The following is a 25,444-nucleotide window of genomic DNA, read 5'->3' as shown; positions in this document are numbered from 1 at the left end:
GGCAACCAACAAAGGCTGGAGGAAGACCTGGCGGGCGGCATTGCGGGGCTCAAGGCACTGCATTTTCGTCGACTGCAGAGTGAACAGGTGCCGAATCAGGATACGATAAGGGCAGCACTCTGCTTCTGGTCTTCTGCCTCCATCGGCAGAGCCGCTGCATGGACAGTCTGCTCAAGGTCGGCGGCGAGCGATCCTCCGGGAATCCTCCCTTGGCCATCAGGAACCACGCTTTCCTCCGACCGGTCGACAAGGTGATCATGGACCCCAAATCCTTCGTTTATTCCGCGGTACTGCTGCTCATCGTTGCCTCGATCGCCGTCGCGGTCTTCCGGCACTTCGGTCTGGGTTCGATTCTCGGCCTGCTGGTCACCGGCATCATCGTGGGACCGCATACGCCGGGGCCCTTCGTCACCACCCAGGTGGACGACGTACGCCACTTCACCGAACTTGGCGTCGTGCTGCTGCTGTTCCTGATCGGCCTGGAGATGAAGCCGCGCCGCCTGTGGGAGCTACGGCGAACGCTGTTCGGACTCGGGTCGCTGCAGATCGTCGTTTCGACCCTGGTCATTGCCCTGTATCTCAAGCTGTTCCTGCCAAACTGGTCGGCCGCTCTGCTGGTCGGCGCCAGCTTCGCCCTCTCGTCCACCGCCTTCGTCATCCAGATGCTCAGGGATCAGGGCGAGATTGCCAGCCGCCATGGCCAGACGGCCTTCGCCATCCTGCTGATGCAGGACCTCGCGGTCGTACCGCTGCTCGCCCTGGTGCCCATCCTCGCCGACAGCGGACCCATGCCCAAGGAGATGCCGCTGGTGAAGCAGATCGCGGGAGCGATCGCGATGGTCGCCCTGGTGATCGTCACCGGCCGCTACCTGGTGCCACGGCTGCTCGACCACCTAGCCAGAAGGAACAACCGCGAGGCGTTCTTCCTCACCGCCATGGCCGCCGTCTTCGCTGCCGCCTGGGCGATGGACCTTGCCGGTATGTCGATGGCACTGGGCGCCTTCCTGATGGGCATGATGCTCTCGACCTCGCGCTACAGCCTGCAGATCGAGGCCACGTTGGAGCCGCACAAGGGCTTGCTGATGAGCCTCTTCTTCGTCGCCGTCGGCATGTCGGTGGACGTCGCCGCGCTGGCGCAGCGCCCGTTGCAGTTCGCCCTGCATGTCCTGGCGATCATCAGCATCAAGGTGGCGGTGCTCTATGTGCTCTGCATCATCTTCGGCACTGGACGCAGCACGGCGTGGCGGGTGGCGTTCATGCTTTCCCAGGGTGGCGAGTTCGCTTTCGTCGTCTTTGGAGCGGCCAAGGCGCTCGGCGTGATCGACGACCTGGTCTTCGTGATGGCCGTCGCGGTCATCTCGCTGACCATGCTGCTGACGCCCGTTCTGGTCAAGCTCGGCAACTGGCTGGCGACGCGACGGGTCGAAGAAGCGAGCGGCATTGACGAACGCTTTCGCTATTCCGCGCACGGCGACGAATCCGCAGCGCGCGTAGTGATCGGCGGCTACGGCCGCGTCGGCCATACGGTCGGTACCATCCTGGCCAGCAGCGGCATCCCTTACATCGCCTTCGAGACCGATGCCGCACTGGTCGCCAAGTGGCGCAGCGAGGGTCACCCCCTGTTTTATGGTGATATCGGTGACCCGGAGCTGCTCGCCACCGGCGCGCTACAACGGGTCGACCTGGTCGTACTGACGATCGACGACCAGGCGGTCGCCGTTCGTGCCGCGGCAATGATCCGCTCGCACGCGCCGCAGGTGACCATCGTCGCCCGCGCCCGCGACCTGATGAGCTGCGACGCCCTGCTGCGTGCGGGGGTCAACACAGCCTTCCCCGAGGCCCTCGAAGCGAGCCTGCGCCTGGCGGCGGAAACCCTGCAGGCACTGGGCATCTCCACCGACGAAACCAACCTGCTGCTGCACGGCGTGCGGCGCGCAGATTACGCCCTGGTACGCTACGGACCGGAGGGTGCCCCCACATGGAGGGCACCCGCCAAGGACTGACCGTCGCTGACACCTTGCGAGGTCACCGACCGCGGGTGGCAACGCGAGAAGGGCTGGACCTGCCCGGCGCGAGCAGTCGTTGTCAGCAGCCAGCGGGCCTGGACCGCAGGGAAGCAGGCAACGGCAGCCAAAAGCGCGTTAATATTGATCCGTTCATCCTGCCTCCACAGCCGCCGGTCACATGCTGCACGCCATTCCCATCCGTTATGTCGAACCCGTCTTCCGCCCACCAAGCGAGGCACAATCGCTGATCCTGCCGGTGACCGACGGTTGCTCGTGGAATCACTGCACATTCTGCGAGATGTACACAGCGCCGCAGAAACATTTCCGGGCACGCGACGAAGCCGAGGTCCTGGAAAGCATCCGCCTCACCGGCGAACGCTTCGGCAGCGAAATCCGGCGGGTCTTCCTGGCCGACGGCGATGCCTTGGTGCTGCCGACGCGTCGCCTGCTCAATATCCTCAACGGCATCCGCGCTCACCTGCCCGCGGTGCGCCGCGTATCGAGCTACTGCCTGCCACGCAACCTGCGCCGGAAGTCGCTCGAGGAGTTGCGCGAACTGGCCGCCGCCGGCCTGTCGATTGCCTACCTCGGCGCCGAGTCGGGCGATGACGAAGTGCTGGAACGGGTCAACAAGGGCGAGACCTTCGCCTCGACGTTGGACGCGCTCGACAAGCTTGGCGCCGCCGGCATCACCCGCTCGGTGATGATTCTGAACGGCCTCGGTGGGCCGCAGCTTTCGCTGCGCCACGCCGAGAGCTCGGCCCGGCTGGCGAATGCGACGCAGCCCGAGTATCTGGCGACGCTGGTGGTCAGCTTTCCGCTCGGCGAGGAACGTTTCCGCGCCAGCTTCCCCGACTGGCGGCCGCTCAGCCAGCACGAGCTGTTCATCGAAATGGAGCACTTTCTCGAACGCCTCGAACTCGAACGAACGGTCTTCCGCAGCGATCATGCGTCGAACTGGCTGGTGCTCAAGGGAACGCTCGGCGCCGACAAGGCGCGCCTGCTGCATCAGGTGCGACAGGCGATCGTCCACCCGGAAGCGACGCCGCTGCGGCCGGCCTGGGCACGAGGTCTGTAATTGGCTGCCGATTACCCACGCTGCGCAGAGCTGATCCGTCAGGCCGACGGCCTGCTCGTCACCGCCGGCGCCGGCATCGGCGTCGATTCCGGCCTGCCCGACTTCCGCGGACCGCAGGGCTTCTGGGGCGTGTACCCGGCGCTCGGCCGGGCACGAATCGCCTTCGAGCAGATCGCCAATCCGGCCGCCTTCGCCAGGCATCCGCGCCTGGCCTGGGGTTTCTATGGCCATCGGCTCAATCTCTACCGGCAGACAATCCCGCACGACGGCTTCCAGATCCTGCGCCGAATAGCCGAGGAGTTGCCGCAGGGTGCATTCGTGTTCACCAGCAACGTCGACGGCCAGTTCCAGAAAGCCGGTTTCGCCGGCGAGCGCGTCGCCGAGTGCCACGGCTCGATCCATCACCTGCAGTGCCTCGACGGCTGCCATGATGGCATCTGGCCTGCCGATGACTTCCAGCCCGAGCTTGACGAGGAGGCATGCCTGCTCCGCTCCGAATTCCCGCTCTGCCCCCGCTGCCGGGGAATTGCCCGGCCGAACATCCTGATGTTCGGTGACTGGGGGTGGACAGCAACGCGCAGTGAAGCCCAGGAAGCGCGCCTGCACGCCTGGCTACGACAGGTCAGGCACGTGCTGGTCATCGAGGTCGGTGCCGGCACCAACATCCCGACCGTACGCAGGCTGGGTGAACGGCTACCGGGGCCGTTGATCCGCATCAATCCGACCGAGCCGGAGCTGTCGCCGGACCGGGGCGTGTCGATTGCTGCGGGAGGCCTCGCCGCCCTGCGCGCGATTGACGCGTACCTGCCATAGGATTCGCGCCCCGCGTTGTCCGCAACTCGACAAGTCATCGGAGCTAACAGCGAAACGCCTCATTGCGCTGCGTCGGCCGTCTCGATCAGTAGCCCTTGCTCTCCCAGAGCTGCGGCGCACGGGCGGCCATCAGGCGTGGCAGGCATGTTGGCTCACCCAGAGGAACAAGGGTCGCCTTCATGCAAAGCGAATGACCGCAGCAGGAGCAGGGCCTGCCGCTCGACGTTGGTAAAGTTCAATGACCACCGCGGGCCAGTGGCTGCCAGTAGCTAGAGAAATCAGAACCACTGTTGTAAACTGATCCGGCCGTTCGCACTCAGTTCGAGCAACTGCTCGACTGGCTGGCGGCTCCAAGCCATGAGCGGTCACTGCTTCGTTCGTGGTTGACTGACGGCAACCGACCCTTTCCAGTCAGCTAGTTTTCTCCAGAGCGGCCGGTCAGCCCAAACAGGGTTCTGCGAATGGGAATGCTACAAAGCCGCCTTTGGCGACCTCACCCAACCGGCCATGGACGGACGCTAAAAAATCTGCCAAAACCGGTCATTGGGGCGGGGCAGGTGTAAGCTGAAGTTCGTACCTTGAAGTGCCACTTTTGGCGTTTATGTTGCTGTGCGGGAGTGAATGATGAACCGTTTATTTGTAACTTCAGTGCTGGCTTTTGGCCTTGGTTTCGCCGCCATGCCAGCGAGTGCCGTCGTTTATTGCAAGACCGTTGGCGTACCCAAAGGATGTGTTGCGCGCCCAGTAACAGCCCCCGGTGTCGGCGCTCCGGGCGTGGGGGTTGCACCCGGCGTTGGTGTAGGCGCACCCGGCGTGGGCGTCCGGGACCCCGGTATCAACCAACCCGGAGCCGCTGGGAATGTTGGCGCGGCAGGGGCTAGTGCAACCAACCGGAACGGGGGAGCTAACCGCGTGGGCGTTCGACGCTGAATCATGGGTGACGTACGCCTGTAGCGCGCTAAAACGAGTAGAGAGATGTTGAGACTGGGTGTCTCACCCGACTCTGCCATGCGGAGCCGGTGAGCGAGTCCGTTGAAGGTCTGCTTATAGATAGCCTGAACGTCAACAATGGGTCGGGTGCGACACTCCTCTCGTCGGATTCATCGCCGGAAAGCGGTCAGTGAAGTTCCAATTCCTGAAAGCGGCCAGTCACCACTGAGTGCAACCGACCCTCTGCGGACATTCGTCTCACGAATGGTTCAACGGCGGGTTTTAAAGTCGAGCGGCCGTCTGGTGCCGCAGATCACGGGCAAGTGACCCGCGGTCTTGATCCGCTTGTCGTGGATGTCGTCGAGGAGCCACAACTTGCCGTCGTGCCAGCGCGGACCCTCGGTGAATTTCAGGCCGCGCGTTTTATCGATCAGCATCTTGCTGGTGTGCGTCTTCATCATGGTTCCCCCCTCCCTGCGCCGTAGGTTTGGTTGTGTGTGCTCGCTGCCGACTCACGAGTTGCCTCGATTGATGAAGGCAAGACTGAGGTCGGTGATCGACCGGGTAACGTGGCCTTTACCGCTGACGTCGTCGCAATAGAGCAGCCCACCAGGGCCCAGGCGTAAGGTCGAGCAATCGCTGGCGGTCACCTCGCCCTCGCCGGAGAGAACGATGCAAATATAAGGCTGCGGCGCATTGTGGGCCGGCACCTCGGTCCCGCCCGGGACCGAGAACATGACAAGGCTGCTGACCCCTTCGATATCTGTCATTAGCCCCATGGGGGTTGGAGGCGGCCCGAACGGTGCCTCATGCTCTGGGCGGTCACAGACACCAATGTGCGTCTCGCCCTGTTCGTCTGAGTAAATGCGTGGAAATTTCATTTCTGTTTCTCCTGCTGCTAGTGTTTGTTTTTCGTGCATGCCGTTACCGGGAATGGCCCGGATTGATTGGAAACGCGCACCCCAATCAGAACTCGACCGTGATCCCCTTTGCCTTCGCCACGGCGAGGACCGCGTCGAAGACTTTCGCGTGGTCCCAGGGTGCGTCCGTGGCCTCGTTGCGGAACTCGCGGTAGGCCCGCTCGACGTTCATGAACAGACGCGCCGGAGCCTTCCATCCGCCGTACGGTCCGAAATCGATCTTCTTCGACGCCTCCAGGGCGCTCAGCCCCTGCCCGAAGCAGCGCTTCGATTCTTCGCGCACGTATTCGAGGTAGGCCTTCATCTCCATCGCGCCCTCGATCCCACACACCGGTCCGTGTCCGGGGACGATGACCTCCGGGTCGAGCGAGATGATGAGATCGAGAACCTTGAGCCATTTTTCGTAAGTGCCGTTCCAGCCCATGGGGGTGCACTCGCGGAAGATCACGTCGCCGGCGAACACGACCTTTTCCTTTGGCACATGGATGATCGTGTCACCGATCTGGTGGCACGGCCCCACGTAGATGAGGTGAACTTCCGTGCCGTCGAGATCCAGCACGTGCCGCTCCTCGAACACGGTGGTCGGCAGCACCAGCCGGATGCCGTCGAAGTCGTAGTCCTGTTTCAACTGCTGGGCAATCGCCAACGCGCCCGGGTGCAGGGCCTTGAGCAACAAGCGTGTGAGGAAGCGATCGGACCCCTTGATCAGTTGCTGGGTCTCCTTTGGGTCGGCAACGTGCGGCATCAATTCCTTGACCCGCCGGTGCGCGATGATTTCGGCACCCTCGAAGAGCTGGTTCCCCCACACGTGGTCGCCGTCCTCGTGCGTATTGATCACGCGCCTGGGCATGTCGCGCCAGACCTTGCCGAACAGCTTGATCATCTGACGTCCGTGCGGCAGGTCCGACTGTGTGTCGATCACCACGCCGCCGCCCAGGTTGATGAGGCCCGAGTTGGCATCGCACACGAGGTTTTTCTCGTTTAGCACAGCAAAGCAGTTGGCGCTGACTTGTTCCATTCTCATGCCATCGTCCTCTTGTCATCACGGTGATTAAGTATAAGCAATCCATACCGGAACACACGTTTCAGAAGGGCAGGTCGCGTACGTCATCTTTGGCCCCCAGTCACAGTGTGCGGTCAATGGATTCCCGGTTCGCCCGAGGTTGATGCTTGCCGCCGAACGGGAGGCGGAGGCCGGATTGATCGTAGATGCCGGCTGGGAAGGAATCACGTTGGCTATACGTAGAGGGCAATAGACGCGGACAAGACCAACATCGCCTTTGGCCGAACATGCGACAAGGTCTGTGCAGCCGTAATGGCTGCTAACTGGGCGGAGCTGCAATCTTTATGGCGGGTCTGTGGCCACTGGGAACGGCCGCAACTGGCCGGATCGAGGCAGTGATGACGTCAGTAAGCAGTAGCTGTCGGGTCCCTCTTGAAATGGCCAAAGCCGAAAAAAAGTCTCTGCCTACACGGGGGCCTTGTCGGCTCTTGGCGTGGGCAGGAAGGAACGGCCGATTGCGTCGACGATTTTGGCCGGTTGATCGGCCGGGCATGGCAGGCTGGTTCAAGCCGGCGTCATCGGCCAGCTGAGCGGTCGATGGGCAATTGCGACGCCCCTCAAGGGGAGCGCTTCGGCAAACCGGCGGAGCGGAAATTCAAGACTCCTCAGCCTCCCTGCGATGGCGACGCGTCACGCCGGAAGGGCAGATGCTCCGCCGCGTCGTCGCGATACTCGGAAACCGCCTCGCCCTGCAACGCCAGGTGACGGGCGAGCAACTGTCGCATGCCGGGGTCGCTGATCCAGTGCGCGGACTGCACGACCGTCGGCGTGAACCCGCGCGCCAGCTTGTGTTCGCCGCCCGCTCCCGGCTCGAAGCGCCGCAGGCCCTCGCGCAGGCAATAGGCAATACCTTGGTAGAAGCAGAGTTCGAAATGCAGGCTGTGATAGGTGCCCGAGCAACCCCAGTAGCGCCCGTAGAGTGCGTCATCGCTGCGAAAACAGATCGCCACGGCGACCGGCAATCCGCGATCACGGGCGATGAAGGCGACCATTCGACGACCCAGAGCCGCCGCCAGATCGGCGAAACAGGCGGCCGAGAAAGCGGCGTGATTGCCGAACCGGTCGAAAGTGCTGGCGTAGAGTGCGTGCAGCAACGGCCATTCGGCGGCGTCGATCTGATCCCCATGCCGTGTCTCGAGCGAGAGCCCGCTCTCCGCGACCCGTCGCCGTTCGGCACGGACCTTGCGGCGTTTGGCCGCACTGAAGGTGGCCAGGTAGCCGTCGAAGTCGCCGCAGCCGGGATCGAGCCAATGAAACTGGACGTCGTGACTGATCAGCAGCCCGTCGCTCCGCAGCAGGTCCATTTCTGCCTCGGTGGCCAGCGCCACATGCCACGAAGAGGCAGGGCAACGGGTCGCCAGTGCCTTGGCCGCCTCGACCAGCGCCTGCCGGATAGATCCCGCCTGCGGCCCTTCGCCGACCAGGATGCGCGCGCCGGCAACCGGGGTGTGCGGCAGACAGCTCATCAGTTTCGGGTAGTACTGGCGGCCGAGCTGCCGGTAGGCCGCCGCCCAGGACCAGTCATAGATGAAATCGCCGTGCGAGTGGCTCTTGATGTACAGGGGCAGCAGACCGACGACGGCGCCGCGATCGTCGCTAGTAGTACGTTCCGCGAAAACATGGTCAGATCAGGCTATGGCGAGATCGAACTTCTTCCAACGAAAGACGACTGGGGCCGCGTTCATCTCGTCGACTCCTTGGTGGATGCGTGCCTTGAGTTCGTCCAGAGAAGTGACCCGGATATGCCGCAAGAAGGTGCGAGCCATCTTCGAGAAGGCGCACTCGATGAGGTTGAGCCACGAGCCGTGTTTGGGGGTGTGGACATACTCGAAGCGCCCAGGGCGCGTCGCGAGGAAGGCCCGGGTTTCCTTCGAGATGTGTGCCGAATGATTGTCGAGAACGAGGCGAACGATCGCCTCTGGAGGATAGTGGGCGTCGATGTCCTTGAGCAACTCAATGAACTCGGCGCTACGGTGCCGATCCTCGACTCGCTCGAAGATATGACCGGAGTGCAGATCAATGCCAGCCAGAATCGAGACGGTGCCATGGCGAACGTACTCGTAATCGCGCCCGAGGGTGGGCGCTTTGTCAGGCACCGGAGGCAAGTCCGGCGCCGTCAGCCCCAGCGCCTGAACACCTGGCTTCTCGTCGACGCTCACGGTGTAGATCGGATTTGGACGCGCATCATGAACAGCCCCCTCCCGGTACAAAGCCACATCCTGATAAACCATCAGAACCTCTTGCATCTTCCGATCGAAATCCGGGTCGCGCCGTTCCAGGTAATAGCTGATCTTGTGCGGCTTGATCTGCCGCTCGTTGAGAATCCGCCAGACGGTACTCTTGCCCGCTTGCGCCAAACGCGGATGGCCAGCCTCCTCGGCATGGCTCGAGACAAATTCCGCCAACGCCGAAATCGACCACACTTCCGCTGCCCGTCCATGATCTTTCGGTTTGGTACAGGCCAAACTGACCACCCAGGCCTTGGCCTCCTCGCCAATCTCAGGCTCATGCGGGCGATGATAGGCATCCTTCAGCCCAGCCGCCACACCTTCGGCCAGGGCTTTGTCGATACACTTGTACACCGTCGAACGTCCCACTCCCACTCGGCGCATGACCTCAGTAATCGACCGGTTCTCCGCGTACGCCAGAAGAATCTTCGCCCTCTCGGCTTCACGTACCGGCGCCGTTCTCGACCGGGCCAGATTCCAGAGCATCTCCTCTTCCGCCGCCGTCACTGCCAGTGCCGCCCGACTCGTCTTTCCGGACATGACCACACCTCACACAGAAAAGGCTTGAAATCATGTCATTATCACTGAATGTTCATGTCTATTGTTGAAACGAACTACTAGCCACCAGATGTCGAGCCGTCCAGCCCGATTCAGGTGCCGCCGCCCCGTGCCGCTCAACGATCGCCAGAAAGTCGGCGTTGAGAAAGGGATGGCCGGCCGGGCAGAGTCGCGTCCAGGCCTCGCCTGGAATGGCGCTCGCGGAAGATCTGCTGCTGACCGAGATGTTCAATGGCAAGTCGGGCTCCGCGATCATTCGTGGGCCGCGAGAACGAGTCGCCGGTACTGGGTGAACGCAGCGAAAGCGATAGCCAGATGCACGACATTGACCGCGTACTCGACCATCTCGTGCGAGATTTTCGGCTTCCAGCCGCCTTCGTTCTGCATTCTGCCGCTCATGATTCTGCGCTCTGTGGCGCAGCGCCTTCATCCCGCCACGTGGTGGTGTTGAGTTGCCGGTTCCAGCCGCTCATGACACTTGTCCGTTCGCTCACTCAGTCCAGCAGGAGGTGGGAGTGATAACGCGACAGCATGCCGCCGGCAATCGTCTTGGCGTTGAACCCGTTCTGCAACAATACCCGCGTCGCGTAGTAGGCCCGTCCCCCGGAACAGCAGATGACATGGATATTCCGGTCGCGCGGCAACTCACCCAGGCGCGAGCGCAGTTGCCCGAGCGGGATGTGGATCGCCCCGGGCACACTTTCGACCGCGAGTTCGAACATCTCCCGCACGTCGAGCAGGACGCCGTCCCCGAGCGCCTCCCAATGCGCGACCGGCATGTCGCCGCGGAGGATGTCGGCGGCGACCATGCCGGCAAAGTTCACCGGATCCTTGGCGCTGCCAAACTGTGGGGCATAGCAGAGCTCGGCCTCCTCGAGGTCATAGATCGTGGCACCCATCTGGATCGCCATGGCCAGTGCGCTGATCCGCTTGTCAACACCATCCATGCCCACCGCCTGGGCACCGAGGAGGCGGCCGTCGGATTTCCTGAACATCACCTTCATGGGGACCGGCGTGGCGCCGGGGTAGTAGCCGGCATGTGAATTCGGGTAGAGATAGGTTTTTTCATAGTCGCCGTCACCGAGGCGCTTCAGCGTCTTTTCACTGGCACCTACCCAGGCGGCCGCGGCGCCAAAGAGGCCGATGATCGAAGTGCCCTGGGTACCGCGGAAGCGTGACGCGCGCCCAGCAATGACATCAGCGGCAATTCGCCCCTGGCGGTTGGCCGGGCCGGCCAGCGCAATCAGGCTCCATTCGCCAGTCACGAAATCGCGGACTTCGACGACGTCGCCGACCGCGAAAATGTCCGGGTTGCTGGTGCGCATCTGTTCGTCGACGCGGATTCCGCCGCGCTCCCCGATCTCGAGGCTGGCCGTCCTGGCCAGCGTGGTATCCGGGCGAACACCGAGCGCGAGGATGACGATGTCGGCAGGGTGAGTCTTGCCGGACTTCGTGAGGACCTCGAGTGCGCCATCGGCGGCCTGCTGGAAGCCGGCCACGCCGTCATTGAGCTCCAGCCGGATGCCATGCCGCTCGACGTAGCCTTCGACAATTCGGGCCATGTCCTGGTCGAGTGGCGCCAGAAGCTGGTCGAGCATCTCGACGAGGGTGACGTCGAATCCGCGATGCACGAGGTTCTCCGCCGTTTCCAGGCCGATGAAGCCGCCACCGATGACCACTGCCCGGGTCCTGGATTTCACTGTCTGGAAGCCGGCGTATCTATCCATTCCGGTGAGGAACAGCGACCCGCGCTCGATCCATTCGCGGATTGCCCGCGCATCCGGCACGGTCCGCACCTGGAAGATTCCCGGCAGGTCGATCCCCGGCAGGGGCGGGCGAACCGACAGCGCGCCGGGCGACAGCACCAGCTTGTCGTACGATTCGCTGCTCACCTCGCCGGTCAGCACGTCGCGCAGTTCGATGGTCCTGGTGTCGGGCAGGATACGGACCGCTTCGCAATTGGTCCGGACATCGATATTGAACATGCGGCGGAAGGTATCCGCGGTCGCCACCAGCAGACTCGACTCCTTCTCGATCACGCCGCCGACATGGTAGGGCAGACCGCAATTGGCGTATGAGACATACGGGCCGCGTTCGACCATGAGGATTTCGGCGTTCTCGTTCAGCCGGCGCAGGCGCGCGGCGCATGAGGCGCCACCAGCCACGCCGCCGACGATGACGATTTTCGTTCCCGCATTGCCGGATTCCATGGTTTCCTTCCCCCGTTTCAAGGATTGATGATCGAGCTCGCTGACCAGCTCGTCGAGCGACTTTCGCCGTCAATTCAATCATGTTGCCGTTGCTTGTGCTGGACATTTCTTGACAATCTTGTTTACCCTGACCCGATGGAGTCAGAAAACCGGAAATCGAACAGATCAGATCATGAGTCGGCCCAGCGCCCGCGCCGGAATGCAAGTGTTCGCGTTGGCTCCGTGCGGGTCATTCCCGAGCTCTTGCGAAATCTTGGCGCAAATCCGGCGGAGGTGCTGGCCGAGGCGGGCGTGCCACCGGAACTGTTCGACGAGCCGGACAACCGGATTTCATTCGCACAAAGGAGCCAACTCATCCAGCTTTGCGTGGATAGAACCGGGTGCCGTCACTTCGGGCTCCTGATCGGTCAGCAGGCTGGCCTGCACTCGCTCGGGCTGTTGGGCCTGCTGGTGCAACACTCGGCGGACGTGGGAGGTGCGCTACGCAGTCTTGTGCGCTGTCTGCATCATCACGTCCAAGGTGCAGTGACGACCCTTGCGGAGAACGACCGCACGGCGATGCTGAGCTACAGCATCTATGAGACTCTGGTCGACGCGACCGACCAGACTGGGGATGGGGCGGTCGCAGCAATGTTCAATATTCTGCGCGCCCTATGCGGCCCGGACTGGAAACCCGTCGAAATCCTGTTTGCCCACCGCCGGCCGGATGATGTGCGGCCCTTCCAGCAGTTCTTTCGGGCACCCCTGCGCTTCGATGCCGAGCATGACGGGGTCGTCTTCCCGGCTGACTGGCTGCAGCGTCCACTGGCGGCCGCGGATGCCGAGTTGCGCCGCCGGGCTCAGGAACAGATGGATGCGCTCGAGTTGGCGCATCGCGGCGACTTCCGGGAACAGGTGCTGGCCGTACTGAGAACCGCGCTCATCGCCGGTCAGGCAAACGCGGGCCAGGTTGCCGCATTCTTTTCGCTGCACCGCCGCACCTTGAGCCGCCGGCTGAACGCCTGCGGTACCAGCTTCCAGTCGCTTGTGGATGAGGGGCGCTTCGAGATTGCCCGCCAGATGCTCGAGAACACGGATGCGGACATCCAGAGAATCGCGATGATGCTCGAATACGCGGATGCCAGCGCCTTCGCACGGGCATTCCGGCGCTGGAGCGGCACCACCCCATCCCGATGGCGAGCGGGCTGCGCGAAGTAGCGGTTCCTGGTGTACGCCGGGCGTTTCGACCTGGCACGTTCCGGGGGTGCAACGAAACGCAGGCTGTCCATTTATGTATGGTCCCGGCGTGCCGGATACGTTAGTATCTTCGGCTATCGCATAGCGTCGGACGAAAATGACATGAAACCAATCCTGATCTCCACGACCCTGATTTCCATCTTTTCTCTCGCGGCGTGCGGCGACAAGTCTGTCCCCCCGCCCCCGACGCCGACTGTCGAGGTAGTAAGCGTTGCCCAGAAGGATGTGCCGATCTACATGGAGTGGATCGGCTCGCTCGACGGCAACGTCAATGCCCTCATCCGCCCACAAGTCACCGGTTACCTGATCAGGCAGAATTACCGCGAAGGCGACCTGGTGAAACAGGGTCAGCCACTGTTCGAGATCGACCCGCGCACTTTCGAGGCCGCCGTAGATGAGGCCAAGGGTCTGCGTGCTCAGCAGGCCGCGCGTTTCGAGACGACCAAGGCCAACCTGGACCGCATCAAGCCGTTGGCCGCCGTGAACGCGGTCAGCCAGAAGGACCTTGATGATGCCACCGGTGCCCACCTTTCCGCCAAGGCACAGCTCGAGGCCGCCGAGGCCTCCCTGCGGACGGCGAAACTCAATCTCGGCTTCACAAAGATCAGTTCGCCGGTCAGCGGCATTGCCGGCATCGCCAAGGCGCAGATTGGCGACCTGCTGAGTCCGAGCATGCCGACCGAACTGACCACCGTGTCGACCGTTGATCCGATCAAGGTCTATTTCAATATCAGCGAACGCGAGTATCTGAAGGTCGCCAGCGCGGCACTTGCCGCCGGCAGCAAGCCGGAGCGGGTTCCGCTGGAACTGTTCCTGGTTGACGGCTCGCTCTATCCGTACCCCGGCAAGGTCGCGGTGCTCAACCGGCAGGTCGATACGTCCACCGGCACGTTCAAGGTGGCTGCCCTGTTCCCCAATCCCGACAATCTGCTGCGCCCGGGCCAATACGGCAAGGTACGGGCGACCATGTCGGTTGATAAGGGCGCGCTGCTGGTGCCGCAACGGGCCGTCACCGAAATCCAGGGCAAGTACCTGGTGGCGGTGGTCGGAGCCGACAACAAGGTCGATATCCGACCGGTGACGGTTGGTGAGCGTATCGGCACCGAGTGGATCATCAGCACCGCACTGCAACCTGGTGAGAAAGTGATCGCCGAGGGGACGCAGAAGGTCCGCCCGGGAATGACCGTCAATCCGAAACCCTTTGTGCCCGACGCCGCGGCCAAGCCAAGCCCGAGGACAAACCGGCAGCGCCTGCACCGGCGAGCAAGGGGTAAACGACCATGTCCAAGTTCTTCATCAATCGGCCGATCGTCGCCATGGTCATCTCGATCCTGATGACCATCGTCGGTCTGGTCGCCATGTCCGGGCTGCCGACCGCCCAGTTCCCGAACATCGTTCCGCCGCAGATTCAGGTTAGTAGCACCTACACCGGCGCCGACGCGCTGACCGTCGAACAGGCGGTCGCCACCCCGATCGAGCAGCAGATGTCCGGCGTCGACAACATGGACTACATGTACTCGATCAACGCCAACAATGGCCAGTCCACCCTGTATGTCAACTTCGCACTGGGCACCGATGCCAACACCGACCAGTTGCTCGCCCAGATGCGCCAAGGCCAGGCCGAAGCGCAACTGCCGTCGGACGTGCGCAACTACGGCGTCACCGTCGCCAAGTCGACCTCGTCGCCGCTGGTCATGTTCGCGCTTTACTCGCCGAACGGCACCTACGACAACATCTTCCTCGCCAACTACGCCTACATCAACATCAACGACCAGATGACGCGGGTCAAGGGAATCGCCAGCGTCACGGTATTTGGCGCCGGCCAGTACGCGATGCGGTTGTGGGTCAGGCCCGACCAGCTGGCCAAGCTGAACATCACGATTCCGGAAATTGTCAACGCGGTCAATGCCCAGAACACGGTCAATCCGGCCGGAACGATTGGCGCCGAGCCGGTGCCGCCCGGCCAGGAGTACACCTACGCGGTGCGCGCCCAGGGGCGGCTGGAAAATGTCGAGGATTTCGGCAAGATCGTCCTGCGCGCCAACCCCGACGGCTCGATCGTTCGCGTCAGCGATGTCGCCCGCATCGAACTCGGTGCCCAGACCTATAGCCAGCAGGGTCGGCTCAACGGCAAGCCGGCTGCTCTCATCGCCCTCTACCAGATGCCTGGCGCCAATGCCCTCGACGCAGCGGACGGCGCCAAGAAGCTGATGGAGAAGATCAAGCAAAGCTTCCCGCCCGACCTCGATTACGTCATCGCCCTCGACACGACGCTGTCGGTCACCGAAGGCATCAAGGAGATCAAGCACACGCTGTTCGAAGCGCTGGTGCTGGTGATGATCGTCGTCTTCGTCTTCCTGCAGGGCTGGCGGGCGACGCTGATTCCGTTGCTGGCGGTGCCCGTGTCGCTGGTCGGCACCTTCATGCTGTTCCCGATGTTTGGCTTCTCGATCAACACGCTGTCGCTGTTCGGCCTGGTGCTGGCGATCGGCCTCGTGGTCGATGATGCCATCGTTGTTGTCGAGGCGGTCGAACACCATATCGAGCACGGCCTGTCACCGAAGGACGCGACGCTGAGAGCCATGGAGGAGGTCACCGGCCCGGTGATCGCCATCGCCGTCATCCTGGCTGCCGTCTTCGTGCCGACTGCCTTCATTCCGGGGATTACCGGCCAGCTCTACCAGCAGTTCGCGGTCACCATCGCCATTTCGGTGATCATCTCGGCGTTCAACGCACTGACCCTGAGCCCCGCCCTCTGCGCGCTTCTGCTCAGACCCAAGGTCAAGGGCAGCGGCCCGCTACAGAAGTTCTACGACTGGTTCAACGGAGTATTCGGCCGCGTCACCGGCGGCTACGTCGGCGTCTGCCGCATCGCCATCCGCAGGAGCCTGATCAGCCTCGTCTTTCTGGTCGGCGTCACGGCAAGCGCCGGCTTCTTTGGCAAGCTGGTCCCCGCCGGTTTCCTCCCGGATGAAGATCAAGGTTACGTCTTTGCAGCGGTCCAGCTTCCCGATGCGTCGTCGCTGCAACGCACGTCGGAAATTGCCGCCCAGGCTGAAGATCTGATCATGAAGGTGCCGGGCGTCCAATACACGACCACGGTCGTCGGCTACAGCATGCTCAGCCAAGTGACAAATACTTACAGCGCCTTCTTCTTCGTCACGCTCAAGAACTGGGCAGAACGTAAGCAGCCTGAAGAGCAGTACACCGCGATCAAGGCCGAGCTGACCAAGCGGCTTGCCACCATCCCCGGCGCCATCGCCTTTGCGTTTCCGCCGCCGGCCATCCAGGGGGTCGGTACCTCTGGCGGTGCCACCTTCGTGCTTCAGGACCGTGCCGGCAAGGACATCGCCTTCCTCGCCGAGAACACCACCAAGTTCCTCGAAGCCGCGAGAAAACGCCCGGAGCTCGCCAGCGTTTCAACGACCTTCAGGCCAACCGTTCCGCAACTGTTCATCGACGTCGACCAGGAAAAGGTGCTCAAACAGGGCGTCATCCTAAGCGACGTTTACAAGACGCTGCAGAGCTTCCTCGGCAGCGGCTTCATCAACTACTTCAACCGCTTCGGACGCCAGTGGCAGGTGTACGTCCAGGCCGAGGGCGACTACCGCACCAACATCGAGAATGTCGGGCAGTTCTACGTGCGCAACAGCAAGGGCGAGGCGGTGCCGCTGTCGGCGCTGACATCGGTCCGCAATATCTCCGGCCCGGAATTCACGATGCGCTACAACCTTTACCGCAGTGCGCAGATCAACGCCTCGGCGGCGCCTGGCTACAGTTCGACGCAGGTCATGCGCGCACTCGAGGCGGTTTTCGCCGAAACGATGCCGAGCGAAATGGGTTACGACTACTCGGGAATGTCGTTCCAGGAGCAGAAAGCGCAGCAAGGCATCTCGCCAGCGGTCATCTTCGGATTCTCACTGCTCTGTGTGTTCCTCATCCTGGCGGCGCAGTACGAGAGCTGGTCGCTCCCCTTCTCCGTGCTGCTGGGTACGCCTATCGCGGTCGCCGGCGCGTTTTTTGCGCTGATGCTGCGCGGCCAGGAACTCAACGTCTATGCGCAGATCGGTCTGGTGATGCTGATCGGTCTGGCGGCCAAGAACGCCATCCTGATCGTCGAGTTCGCCAAGATGGAGTACGAAAAGGGCGAGCTCTCGCTCGCCGATGCGACGCTCAAGGGCGCGCAACTGCGTCTCCGACCGATCCTGATGACCTCATTTGCCTTCATCCTCGGCTGCGTTCCTCTGGCGATTGCCAGTGGTGCCGGCGCCATTTCGCGGCAGGTGATGGGCAGCGCAGTGATCGGCGGCATGCTGGCGGCCACCTGCCTGGCCATCTTCATCATTCCGGTGACCTTCTACGTCGTCGAAAAGATCAGTCACAAGGGAGCCACTGGGGTGCGCCATAAGGAGTCTGGCGAGGGAGATGCCGGCAAGATCGAGACGCCGGCGGGAAAGGAGGATGATCGCCATGCGTAAGCCATTGCTCGTCACCTTGCTGGCGCTGCTGGCCAGCGGTTGCATGGTCGGACCCGACTACGTCCGCCCGCCGGTCGACACGCCAGCGGGCTGGCGCCTCAGCGAACAGGACGCCCGCGATCTCGCCAACACCCCCTGGTGGGAGCAACTGAATGACCCAGTGCTCAACGACCTGGTGACGACTGCGCTGCGAGAAAACAAGGATCTGATGATCGCTGCCGCGCGCGTCGAGGAATTCGCCGGCAACTACGGATTCGTTCGTTCCGGCCTCTTCCCGCAGATAGGCGCCGGCTATGACGCCAGGCGGCAGAGAGACGTCAGCGCGGTAGTGATCGGCGCCGGCAGCGGACAGACCTACAACAGCTACAACGCGGTATTGAACGCCAGTTGGGAGATCGACATCTGGGGCCGCATTCGCCGCCAGACCGAGGCGGCGCGCGCCCAGCTCCTGGCCAGTGAGGAGGGCCGGCGAGGCGTCATCCTCTCGCTCGTTGGCAGTGTCGCTGGCGCCTACATCAACCTGCGCAACCTCGATCGTCAGCTCGAGATTGCCAGGGAGACGGCGAAGAGTCGCGGCGAGTCGTACGAGCTGTTCAAGCTCCGCTTTGAAGGGGGCATCATTTCGGTCCTCGAACTGAGCCAGAACCGGTCGCAGTACGAGGAAGCCCTGGCCACTATCCCGCCGCTGCAGAAAGCCATCGCCCAGCAGGAAAACGGGCTGAGCGTGCTGCTCGGCCGCAACCCGGGCCCGATACTGCGTGGCAAGACGATCGATCAGCTGGCCCTGCCGGCAATCCCTGCCGGCCTGCCGTCGGATCTGCTTGAACGCAGGCCCGACATCCGGCGCGCCGAGCAAAATCTGGTCGCTGCCAACGCGCTGATTGGCGCCGCCAAAGCAGCCTACTTCCCGACGATCTCGCTGACCGGCCTCTTCGGCTACTCCAGCACCAGCCTGAGCAACCTGTTCAACAGCCAGAACAAGGTGTGGAATTACGGCTCGCCGATCAGCATGCCGATCTTCACCGCTGGCGCGATTGCCGGTCAGGTGCAGGCTGCCGAAGCGTCGCAGCAGCAGGCGCTGTTTGCTTACCAGAAGGCGATCCAGGAGGCCTTCCGCGAAGTCAACGACTCGCTCATCAGCCAGGACCGGACGCGCGAACAACTCAAGGTGCAGAAGCGCCAGGTCGAGGCACTGCAGCAGTACTCGGCTACCGCGCGCCTGCGCTACGACAATGGCTACACCAGCTACATCGAAGTGCTCGACGCTGAGCGCAGCCTGTTCAACGTTCAACTGCAGTACACACAGACGCAGCAGGTCGAATTCCAGGCAATGATCAATCTTTACCTGGCAATGGGGGGCGGCTGGGTGAACGAAGCCGAGAAGGTGACCGACGCGGTGGCCCGGACGGACGGCGGCGTCGCGCAATAACCCAGCTGCCGCACGGCAGGCGTCCACAAGAGCAGTCCATCAATGCGTATCCACAGGAGAAGTCGATGAGCAAGAAAGGCAAGAAAGACAAGCAGGGGAAGAAAGCCAAAGTCAGGGAGGTGGTAAACCCCGATCTGCCGGTGGAGCAGACCGACAGCGAGGCCCCGGCAGCACCAGGGAAAAAGATGTCCAACCGCGCCTACCTGAAGGAACTCGAGAAGCTCGAAGCCGAGCTGGTGCATCTGCAATCCTGGGTGATCGAGAAGGGCCTCAAGGTGGTCATCGTCTTCGAAGGCCGTGACGGCGCCGGCAAGGGCGGCACGATCAAGGCCATCACCGGCCGCGTCAGCCCGCGCGTCTTCCGGGTCGTCGCCCTGCCCGCGCCAACCGAGCGCGAGAAGACCCAGATGTACGTGCAGCGCTACCTGCCGCACTTGCCGGCAGCCGGCGAGGTGGTGATCTTCGACCGCAGCTGGTACAACCGCGCCGGCGTCGAACGCGTCATGGGCTTCGCCACGCGACGAGCAGGTGCAGGGTTTTCCTCAAGGGGCGCCCCTGTTCGAAAGCTGCTGGTCGGCAAGAACAACATCATCCTGCTCAAGTACTGGCTGGAAGTCGACATGGACGAGCAGACCCGCCGCCTCGAAGCGCGCATCACCGATCCGCGCAAGCAATGGAAGCTGTCGCCGATGGACCTCAAGTCGTACAGCCGCTGGTACGACTACTCGCGCGCCCGCGACGACATGTTCAGTGCGACGCGATACCGAGTGGGCACCCTGGTTCGCCGCGCGATCCGACGACAAGAAGCGCGTGCGCCTGAACATCATCAAGCACATCCTGAGCAGCATTCCCTACGAGGTCGTCAAGCAGTCGAAGATCGTCCTGCCGAAGCGGGGCAAGCCCGGCGACTACCAGGAACCTGCCAGCCTGCCCGTCAGGTACGTGCCGGAAGTCTATTGAACAATGCTTGTACTCCGCCGGCGTGTCCGGTTTGAACAGGGGAACGAAGGCCTTGTGCAGTTCGGAGCTGATGAAACCGAGCCACTCCTGCAACTGGTAACGCTCTAGCGTGTAGGGCCGTGGTGCCAGGCCACTCTCCGGGATGCGGTCGGCGATGTATTGCACGATGGCCAGGACTTCAGTCAGATAGACGCCATCGTCAAGTTCGAGTACCGGTACGTAGCCCTTGGGGTTGATGGCGTCAAAGTCGCTGCCGTCGGCCAGCCTTCGCTCGCGGATGTCGACGCGGACTAGGTTGAAGTCGAGACCAGCCTCGTGCAGGGCGATGTGTGGCGCCAGCGAGCTGGTTCCGGGACTGAAGTAAAGTTTCAGTTCAAGGCTGCCGGGGACTGATTGAGGTGTTGGCGCTAGTTTCTGGTCGAGTTCAGCCAACCAGGGGAGGCGGGTCACCTCGACGGTCAAAAAGCCACTGTTATCGCCGTAGGCAAACGACGAGTCGTTGGCAAAAAAGTACAGAAAACCCGGTTCGATGATCTCTATTTCACAGCCGTTCGGAGTGGCGATGAGGCTGCTTTCGTCGTCGATGCGCGCCACGCCGTGCACGGCGCTTTCGATCAACCCGGTCAGCAGGTTCTCCGAGTCAGGGTTGTTGGCCTCGAGGTCGGGGCGGGAATGAATGGCCGCGACCAGTGAAAACCATGGGCGTTCTTCCAGGCGCCGGCTACCTTCCGCGAGGTGACTGAGCCACGCCTTTGATTGATAACCGTCGGCACCCGCGGGCGTCACCTTGTCGATCCAGGCGCCGCTGGCCTCAATGCGATATCGTTCGCCCACGTCGACTTCGACGCCCGAGGCGTTCCACCATTTGTGGGCATAGGCCGGGAAGCGCGTCGAACCATCCACCGGCAGCTTGCGGAATGGCAGTGCTTCCCGCTCCTGCTGCAACTGCTCTTCGGGACGCGGCTCGTCCTCCCGGTAGAAGTCGACGCAAGCCGCAACATCTTCGAGGGCCTTCGGTCGGTAATCGGCCCGCTGCCGCAGCCGCTCCAGAACGCTGGGATGGAGCTCGGCATTGTCGGGGATCTTGCGTTTGTCGTCCGGGCGCGTCCGCCAAACCGGCCCACGGGTTTCATCGTGCCTGTCCTCCAGGCCGTCGGGCGCCAGCGCCTGGCTGAGTTGACTGGGCAAGAGCCGCAGGCCGGCATCAAGATCGTTAACCTCCTGCATCATCCATTCCAGCGCAATGTCCGAGAGGCCGTGGCTTTCGTAGCCGCCCCCGACATCGGCATGCGCGCCCGCGAACCAGACCTGTTTGATACCCTCGCGCTCCTCCCACAACGTCGGTGGAAAGTCGGCGCGTTCCTCGTCAATGGCCAGGGCCTGGCGACCGTGCTCGACGCGCGGACTGAGTTCGCCGTTGCTGAAAGCCAGGAAGCGAAGTTCGTCCCGGTCGACCAGGCGCAGGCCGCTGAATAGCGGCACGCCCAACTTGCCGACGGTATCCCAGACACCGATCATGCGCATGGGGATTTCGTCGTGATACTTCCAGAAGCGATCACCGCGCTTCTTGCCACGACCTTCCTTATAGCCAAGCCAGATTTTTTCGGCTTCGTCGGCCGCTCCGTCGTTATCGGCATCGACCGCCGCGATCAGGCCTGAGTAGGCAATGAATGCCCCCAGACTACGGGCGGCCCAGGCGCCGCGCGAGAAACCAAAAAGCCATATTTTGTCGCCCCGCTGATAGACCTGAGAGATCAATAGATAGGCGTCGATCATGCTGTCGTGCAAACCGATTCCCTGCGTGCCGCCGAGTACTCCCTGGGTCCGGCCACCGTTGCCGATGCTTTCCAGATAGAAGGCGGCGAGCCGCTCGCCGCTCTTGACGAGATGCGAGCGGATCGGTCCGTTTTCCTCGACCTGCTGCTCCTCGCCGGGCAGCATCTCAAATAATCGGTATACATTGGTCTGCTCAATGGGGTCGTTCCAGGTGCCATCCATGCAAACCACTATCTGCTTGGCCATCGCTTCTCCTTGTTGCCAGCCCGTTGCCACCGGATGCGCGCGACATCGGTTGGATCGGCACGCACCGGACTTGAACCGACAAGCATACCGCACTCGTGGTTTGGTTTGGGATAGCCTCGGAAATGCAACGGCAACAGGCCAGCACGACGAGTGATGCGGCGTGCTGGCCAGGGCATCAGGTCACGGCGGTGTTAATCGCCTAAAAGCCGATCGCCAACAAGGCGTAGGCGGCGACCAGTGTTCCCAGCATGGCCGAACCGTAACAGATCAGCTTGGCACCGGTACCGGCGTGGATGCCGATGTCGTGCAGGCTGTGAAAGATACGGTGCGCGGCGTGCCAAAGGAAAAGGGCAATGATCGCAAAGATGAACCCCTTGCCAATGAAGTTCTGGGCGAAGGCCAGCATGCGCGGGTAGCTCATGGTGTCCGCTGGCAGAAGGAATCCGAGCGGAATGGCCAGACCGGTGATGAACACCAGCATCGGCCCGAGGAGCGCCGAAAGCATGCCGCCAGCTCCGAACAGGGCCCAGAAGATCGGTGCGTTGGAACGTTTCAAAGGAGCTTTCATCGCGCCATCCCCCATACCAGAGCGAGCAGACCGAGACACGCCGCGGCGGCAGCCGCGAGACCGCCGGCGGTGATCACCCATCCCGGCTGGCGCTTGCCGCCAATGACCAGCGGCGGCATGGTGCGCGGCATGATCTTGAACCAAGTGTAGGTATGGTAGGTCAGGGCGACCAGAGCGAGAAGGTGGAAGATTATGTACCAAGGGCTCTGCAAGGCAGCCAGCCAGGAATTCCAGGCCGCCTCACCCTGCGACAGGCGGTACACTCCGGTCAACAACACCCCGGCGTAGGCCGCGACGAAGAGGGCTGTGCCCTCGTGAATCATGTACTCGACAAAAAACGGATTTTTCCGCCACCAACCGTCCATCGAGCGAACATAGGGACGACGCGCGCTCACTTGGCACCTCCCTTCGGGCCGAGAAAACGAAGAAAATAGTCGGCAGCGGCGTTGGTCTTGTTCTGGTTGACCGCATTCGCCGGGTCGACATGCTTCGGACAGACTTCAGAGCAGTAACCCACCGCCGTGCAGTTGAACACCCCTTCTTCGGAGTTGATCAGTTCCATGCGCTCGGCCTTGCCACCATCGCGCGAGTCGACGTTGTAGCGGTGCAGCAGGGCGGTCGCCGCCGGTCCGATGAAGCTGGAGTTGAGACCGAACTGCGGACAGGCGGCGTAGCACAGCAGGCAGTTGATGCACGAGCTGAACTGCTCGTAGGCAGCGAGCTGCTCCGGCGTCTGCAGATACTCGCCCTCGGCCAGCGTGCGCGGTTCCTTCGGAATGATGTAGGGCTGGATGCTCTCGAGCTTGTCGATGAAGCCATCCATATTGATCACCAGATCGCGCTCGATCGGGAAATGTGACAGCGCTTCGACGCGCACCCGCGCCGGGTAGTAATCACGCAGGAAAGTCTGGCACGACAGGCTCGGAATGCCGTTGATCATCATGCCACAACTGCCGCAAATGGCCATCCGGCACGACCAGCGAAAGCTCAGTGAGCCATCGAGGTAATCCTTGATGTACTGCACGCCCTGCAGGACCGACATGTCGTCAGTGAATGGCACCTCGAAAACCTGCTGGTGAGGTTCCTTGTCCTTCTCCGGGTGATAGCGCAGAACCTCGATCTCGATTGTCTTCTGGGTTTCAGACATGGGACGCCTTCCTTTCCTGCTCGGCCTTTTCGCCTGCAGCACCGTAGGCACGGGTGCCCGGCTGCGACTTGGTGATCTTGACGGAACCGTAATCGATGCGGGGCGCGCCGCCGGCGACATAGTGCGCCTGCGAATGTTTCAGGAAGTTGACATCATCGCGCTGTTCGAATCCGTCAAGCCGCTGATGGGCGCCGCGGGATTCGCGCCGGTTGATGGCCGAATACGCCATCGTCTGCGCCACATCGAGCTGGTACTCGAGCTCGATGGCCAGCAGCCATTCGGTGTTCCAGACGCTCGACTTGTCCTCGAGATTGACGTTCCTGAAGCGCGCCTTGAGTTCGTCGAGCTTGTCGCAGGTCTGCTGCATCGTCTCCGCAAGCCGATAGATGCCGCAGCCATCCTCCATGGTCTGCGCCATTTCCTTGCGCAGCGTAGCGATACGTTCGCTGCCGCCGGTTTTCTTCTTCAGGGCAAGAACTCGCTGCTCGACCGCCTGCGCCTGCTTGAGCAGGTTCGCCGAATTCCCCGGCGCCACCGACTTGGCGAAACGGGCGGCCTCCACCCCCGCCACCTTGCCGAAGACGAGGAGTTCGGACAGCGAATTGGATCCCAGCCGGTTGGCACCATGAATGCCGACGCTGGAGCATTCCCCGGCCGCGTAGAGTCCTGGCAGGGGGGCGGCGCAGTGACCGTCGACGAGGATTCCCCCCATCGTGTAATGTACCGCCGGCCGAACCGGTATCGGCGCGCGTGCCGGATCGACGCCCATGAACTGTTCCGCCAGTTCGTAGATCTGCGGCAGGCGCTCGCGCAGTTTCTCCTCGCCGAGATGGCGAAGGTCGAGGTGCACCACCGATCCGTGCTGCCCTTCGATCGTGCGGCCCTTCTGCTGCTCATACCAGAACGCTTGGCTGAGACGATCGCGAGGTCCGAGTTCCATCGCCTTGTTGCGCGGTGTCGGTTCGGCCGGTCCGAGACCATAATCCTGCAGATAGCGGTAGCCGTCCTTGTTTACCAGGAAGCCGCCTTCACCACGACATGCCTCGGTAAACAACAGACCGGTGCCGGGCATACAGGTCGGGTGGTACTGGACGAACTCCATGTCGCGCAGAGGCACGCCATGGCGGTAGGCCAGCGCCATGCCGTCGCCGGTCACCACGCCGCCGTTGGTGTTCTCGCGGAACACCCGGCCGGCACCGCCTGTGGCGATGACCACCGAGCGAGCCTCGACCAGTGTGAACTCTCCCGAGGCGATCTCGATCGCGACCACACCCTGGACACGGCCGTCCTCGACCACCAGATCGACGCAGAAATGCTCGTCGAAGCGCTTGATCGACGGATACTTGATCGACGTCTGGAAAAGGGTGTGCAGCATGTGAAAGCCGGTCTTGTCGGCGGCGAACCAGGTCCGCTCGATCTTCATGCCGCCGAAAGCGCGCACATTGACATGGCCATCCGGCGTCCGGCTCCACGGACATCCCCAGTGCTCCAACTGTGTCAGTTCTTCCGTGCAGTGCGCCACGAAGTAGTCGACGACGTCCTGCTCACACAGCCAGTCACCGCCGTGAACGGTGTCGTTGAAGTGATACTCCAGGCTGTCAGTCGCCTGCTTGACACCGGCCGACCCGCCTTCGGCGGCCACCGTGTGGCTGCGCATCGGATAGACCTTCGAAACCAGCGCAATCTTCAGCCCCGGATCAGACTCTGCGACGGCGATTGCCGCCCGCAGGCCTGCGCCGCCGCCGCCCACGATCACCACATCTGCCTTGTATATCTCCACGCTTGATCCTTTCTCGCG

The 25,444-nt window shown here is 62.5% G+C and carries 18 protein-coding genes and 3 pseudogenes; 8 read left to right on the top strand and 13 right to left on the bottom strand.

Annotated elements, in window-relative coordinates:
* Positions 1-158 precede the first annotated feature (158 nt).
* The 3 genes from V5B44_RS18880 (at position 159) to V5B44_RS18870 (ending at position 3,897) form a co-directional block, all read left to right on the top strand.
* On the top strand, positions 159-2,003 hold the full coding sequence (locus V5B44_RS18880) for a cation:proton antiporter domain-containing protein (RefSeq protein ID WP_332360583.1): 1,845 nt from the start codon (positions 159-161) through the stop codon (positions 2,001-2,003).
* A 181-nt stretch (positions 2,004-2,184) separates the two neighbouring features.
* Positions 2,185-3,084: a radical SAM protein gene (locus V5B44_RS18875; protein WP_332360581.1), complete on the top strand. Its 900-nt coding sequence runs from the start codon at positions 2,185-2,187 to the stop codon at positions 3,082-3,084.
* Positions 3,085-3,897: an SIR2 family NAD-dependent protein deacylase gene (locus V5B44_RS18870; RefSeq protein WP_332360578.1), complete on the top strand. Its 813-nt coding sequence runs from the start codon at positions 3,085-3,087 to the stop codon at positions 3,895-3,897.
* 1,199 nt (positions 3,898-5,096) lie between these two features.
* On the opposite strand, the gene V5B44_RS18860 is transcribed toward V5B44_RS18870, so the two are convergent.
* The 8 genes and pseudogenes from V5B44_RS18860 to V5B44_RS18825 form a co-directional block, all read right to left on the bottom strand.
* Positions 5,097-5,288, bottom strand: coding sequence for a hypothetical protein (locus V5B44_RS18860; protein ID WP_332360574.1), 192 nt, complete (start codon positions 5,286-5,288; stop codon positions 5,097-5,099).
* A 51-nt stretch (positions 5,289-5,339) separates the two neighbouring features.
* Positions 5,340-5,708 (bottom strand): hypothetical protein, encoded by a 369-nt coding sequence (locus V5B44_RS18855; RefSeq protein ID WP_332360572.1) that lies wholly within the window; start codon positions 5,706-5,708, stop codon positions 5,340-5,342.
* 85 nt (positions 5,709-5,793) lie between these two features.
* Positions 5,794-6,771: an MBL fold metallo-hydrolase gene (locus tag V5B44_RS18850; RefSeq protein WP_332360570.1), complete on the bottom strand. Its 978-nt coding sequence runs from the start codon at positions 6,769-6,771 to the stop codon at positions 5,794-5,796.
* Positions 6,772-7,415: 644 nt separating this feature from the next.
* A pseudogene (locus V5B44_RS18845) lies at positions 7,416-8,393 on the bottom strand (GNAT family N-acetyltransferase); the annotation flags it as partial.
* A 45-nt stretch (positions 8,394-8,438) separates the two neighbouring features.
* Positions 8,439-9,578 carry an IS630 family transposase gene (locus V5B44_RS18840; protein WP_296757880.1) on the bottom strand — a complete coding sequence of 380 codons (1,140 nt, stop codon included), beginning with the start codon at positions 9,576-9,578 and terminating at the stop codon, positions 8,439-8,441.
* A gap of 58 nt (positions 9,579-9,636) precedes the next feature.
* Positions 9,637-9,852 carry a peptidogalycan biosysnthesis protein gene (locus V5B44_RS18835; protein WP_332360567.1) on the bottom strand — a complete coding sequence of 72 codons (216 nt, stop codon included), beginning with the start codon at positions 9,850-9,852 and terminating at the stop codon, positions 9,637-9,639.
* Positions 9,849-9,995, bottom strand: a complete 147-nt coding sequence (locus V5B44_RS18830; RefSeq protein WP_332360563.1) for a hypothetical protein — start codon at positions 9,993-9,995, stop codon at positions 9,849-9,851. Before V5B44_RS18830 ends, V5B44_RS18835 begins: the two co-directional genes overlap by 4 nt.
* Before the next feature lie 95 nt (positions 9,996-10,090).
* Complete coding sequence (locus V5B44_RS18825; protein WP_332360561.1) at positions 10,091-11,806, bottom strand: FAD-dependent oxidoreductase; 1,716 nt, start codon at positions 11,804-11,806, stop codon at positions 10,091-10,093.
* A gap of 222 nt (positions 11,807-12,028) precedes the next feature.
* Here V5B44_RS18825 and V5B44_RS18820 point away from each other — a divergent pair, with 222 nt between their 5' ends.
* The 5 genes and pseudogenes from V5B44_RS18820 (at position 12,029) to ppk2 (ending at position 19,909) form a co-directional block, all read left to right on the top strand.
* Positions 12,029-13,003 carry an AraC family transcriptional regulator gene (locus V5B44_RS18820; RefSeq protein ID WP_332360559.1) on the top strand — a complete coding sequence of 325 codons (975 nt, stop codon included), beginning with the start codon at positions 12,029-12,031 and terminating at the stop codon, positions 13,001-13,003.
* 141 nt (positions 13,004-13,144) lie between these two features.
* The gene (locus tag V5B44_RS18815; protein ID WP_332360557.1) at positions 13,145-14,377 is read left to right on the top strand and encodes an efflux RND transporter periplasmic adaptor subunit; all 1,233 of its coding nucleotides are present in this window, start codon (positions 13,145-13,147) and stop codon (positions 14,375-14,377) included.
* Positions 14,323-17,520, top strand: a complete 3,198-nt coding sequence (locus V5B44_RS18810; protein ID WP_332360555.1) for an efflux RND transporter permease subunit — start codon at positions 14,323-14,325, stop codon at positions 17,518-17,520. Before V5B44_RS18815 ends, V5B44_RS18810 begins: the two co-directional genes overlap by 55 nt.
* On the top strand, positions 17,513-18,949 hold the full coding sequence (locus tag V5B44_RS18805; protein WP_332360554.1) for an efflux transporter outer membrane subunit: 1,437 nt from the start codon (positions 17,513-17,515) through the stop codon (positions 18,947-18,949). Before V5B44_RS18810 ends, V5B44_RS18805 begins: the two co-directional genes overlap by 8 nt.
* A gap of 185 nt (positions 18,950-19,134) precedes the next feature.
* Positions 19,135-19,909: pseudogene (ppk2, locus tag V5B44_RS18800) on the top strand (polyphosphate kinase 2).
* Positions 19,910-20,056: 147 nt separating this feature from the next.
* Here ppk2 and V5B44_RS18795 read toward each other — a convergent pair.
* The 5 genes and pseudogenes from V5B44_RS18795 to frdA form a co-directional block, all read right to left on the bottom strand.
* Positions 20,057-21,931: pseudogene (locus tag V5B44_RS18795) on the bottom strand (phospholipase effector Tle1 domain-containing protein); the annotation flags it as partial.
* Positions 21,932-22,130: 199 nt separating this feature from the next.
* On the bottom strand, positions 22,131-22,499 hold the full coding sequence (gene frdD, locus V5B44_RS18790; RefSeq protein ID WP_287632461.1) for a fumarate reductase subunit FrdD: 369 nt from the start codon (positions 22,497-22,499) through the stop codon (positions 22,131-22,133).
* Positions 22,496-22,894, bottom strand: coding sequence for a fumarate reductase subunit C (locus V5B44_RS18785; RefSeq protein ID WP_332360550.1), 399 nt, complete (start codon positions 22,892-22,894; stop codon positions 22,496-22,498). The genes frdD and V5B44_RS18785 overlap by 4 nt, the downstream gene beginning before the upstream one ends.
* The gene (locus V5B44_RS18780; RefSeq protein WP_332360548.1) at positions 22,891-23,646 is read right to left on the bottom strand and encodes a succinate dehydrogenase/fumarate reductase iron-sulfur subunit; all 756 of its coding nucleotides are present in this window, start codon (positions 23,644-23,646) and stop codon (positions 22,891-22,893) included. Before V5B44_RS18780 ends, V5B44_RS18785 begins: the two co-directional genes overlap by 4 nt.
* Positions 23,639-25,426 carry a fumarate reductase (quinol) flavoprotein subunit gene (gene frdA / locus V5B44_RS18775; RefSeq protein WP_332360546.1) on the bottom strand — a complete coding sequence of 596 codons (1,788 nt, stop codon included), beginning with the start codon at positions 25,424-25,426 and terminating at the stop codon, positions 23,639-23,641. The genes V5B44_RS18780 and frdA overlap by 8 nt, the downstream gene beginning before the upstream one ends.
* Between the last annotated feature and the right edge of the window lie 18 nt (positions 25,427-25,444).

Source organism: Candidatus Accumulibacter necessarius (genome assembly GCF_036625085.1).
The sequence above is the reverse complement of the archived record's forward strand: the minus strand, read 5'-3'. Positions and strand labels throughout refer to the sequence as shown.

Bases quoted from the DNA above. Each gene is read 5' to 3' on its own strand.
- V5B44_RS18840 (WP_296757880.1), bottom strand. From the start codon at position 9,578: ATGTCCGGAAAGACGAGTCGGGCGGCACTGGCAGTGACGGCGGCGGAA.
- V5B44_RS18880 (WP_332360583.1), top strand. From the start codon at position 159: ATGGACAGTCTGCTCAAGGTCGGCGGCGAGCGATCCTCCGGGAATCCT.
- V5B44_RS18835 (WP_332360567.1), bottom strand. From the start codon at position 9,852: ATGATCGCGGAGCCCGACTTGCCATTGAACATCTCGGTCAGCAGCAGA.
- V5B44_RS18805 (WP_332360554.1), top strand. From the start codon at position 17,513: ATGCGTAAGCCATTGCTCGTCACCTTGCTGGCGCTGCTGGCCAGCGGT.
- V5B44_RS18780 (WP_332360548.1), bottom strand. From the start codon at position 23,646: ATGTCTGAAACCCAGAAGACAATCGAGATCGAGGTTCTGCGCTATCAC.
- V5B44_RS18855 (WP_332360572.1), bottom strand. From the start codon at position 5,708: ATGAAATTTCCACGCATTTACTCAGACGAACAGGGCGAGACGCACATT.
- V5B44_RS18850 (WP_332360570.1), bottom strand. From the start codon at position 6,771: ATGAGAATGGAACAAGTCAGCGCCAACTGCTTTGCTGTGCTAAACGAG.
- V5B44_RS18875 (WP_332360581.1), top strand. From the start codon at position 2,185: ATGCTGCACGCCATTCCCATCCGTTATGTCGAACCCGTCTTCCGCCCA.
- V5B44_RS18830 (WP_332360563.1), bottom strand. From the start codon at position 9,995: ATGAGCGGCAGAATGCAGAACGAAGGCGGCTGGAAGCCGAAAATCTCG.
- frdD (WP_287632461.1), bottom strand. From the start codon at position 22,499: ATGAAAGCTCCTTTGAAACGTTCCAACGCACCGATCTTCTGGGCCCTG.
- V5B44_RS18815 (WP_332360557.1), top strand. From the start codon at position 13,145: ATGAAACCAATCCTGATCTCCACGACCCTGATTTCCATCTTTTCTCTC.
- V5B44_RS18810 (WP_332360555.1), top strand. From the start codon at position 14,323: ATGTCCAAGTTCTTCATCAATCGGCCGATCGTCGCCATGGTCATCTCG.
- V5B44_RS18825 (WP_332360561.1), bottom strand. From the start codon at position 11,806: ATGGAATCCGGCAATGCGGGAACGAAAATCGTCATCGTCGGCGGCGTG.
- V5B44_RS18860 (WP_332360574.1), bottom strand. From the start codon at position 5,288: ATGATGAAGACGCACACCAGCAAGATGCTGATCGATAAAACGCGCGGC.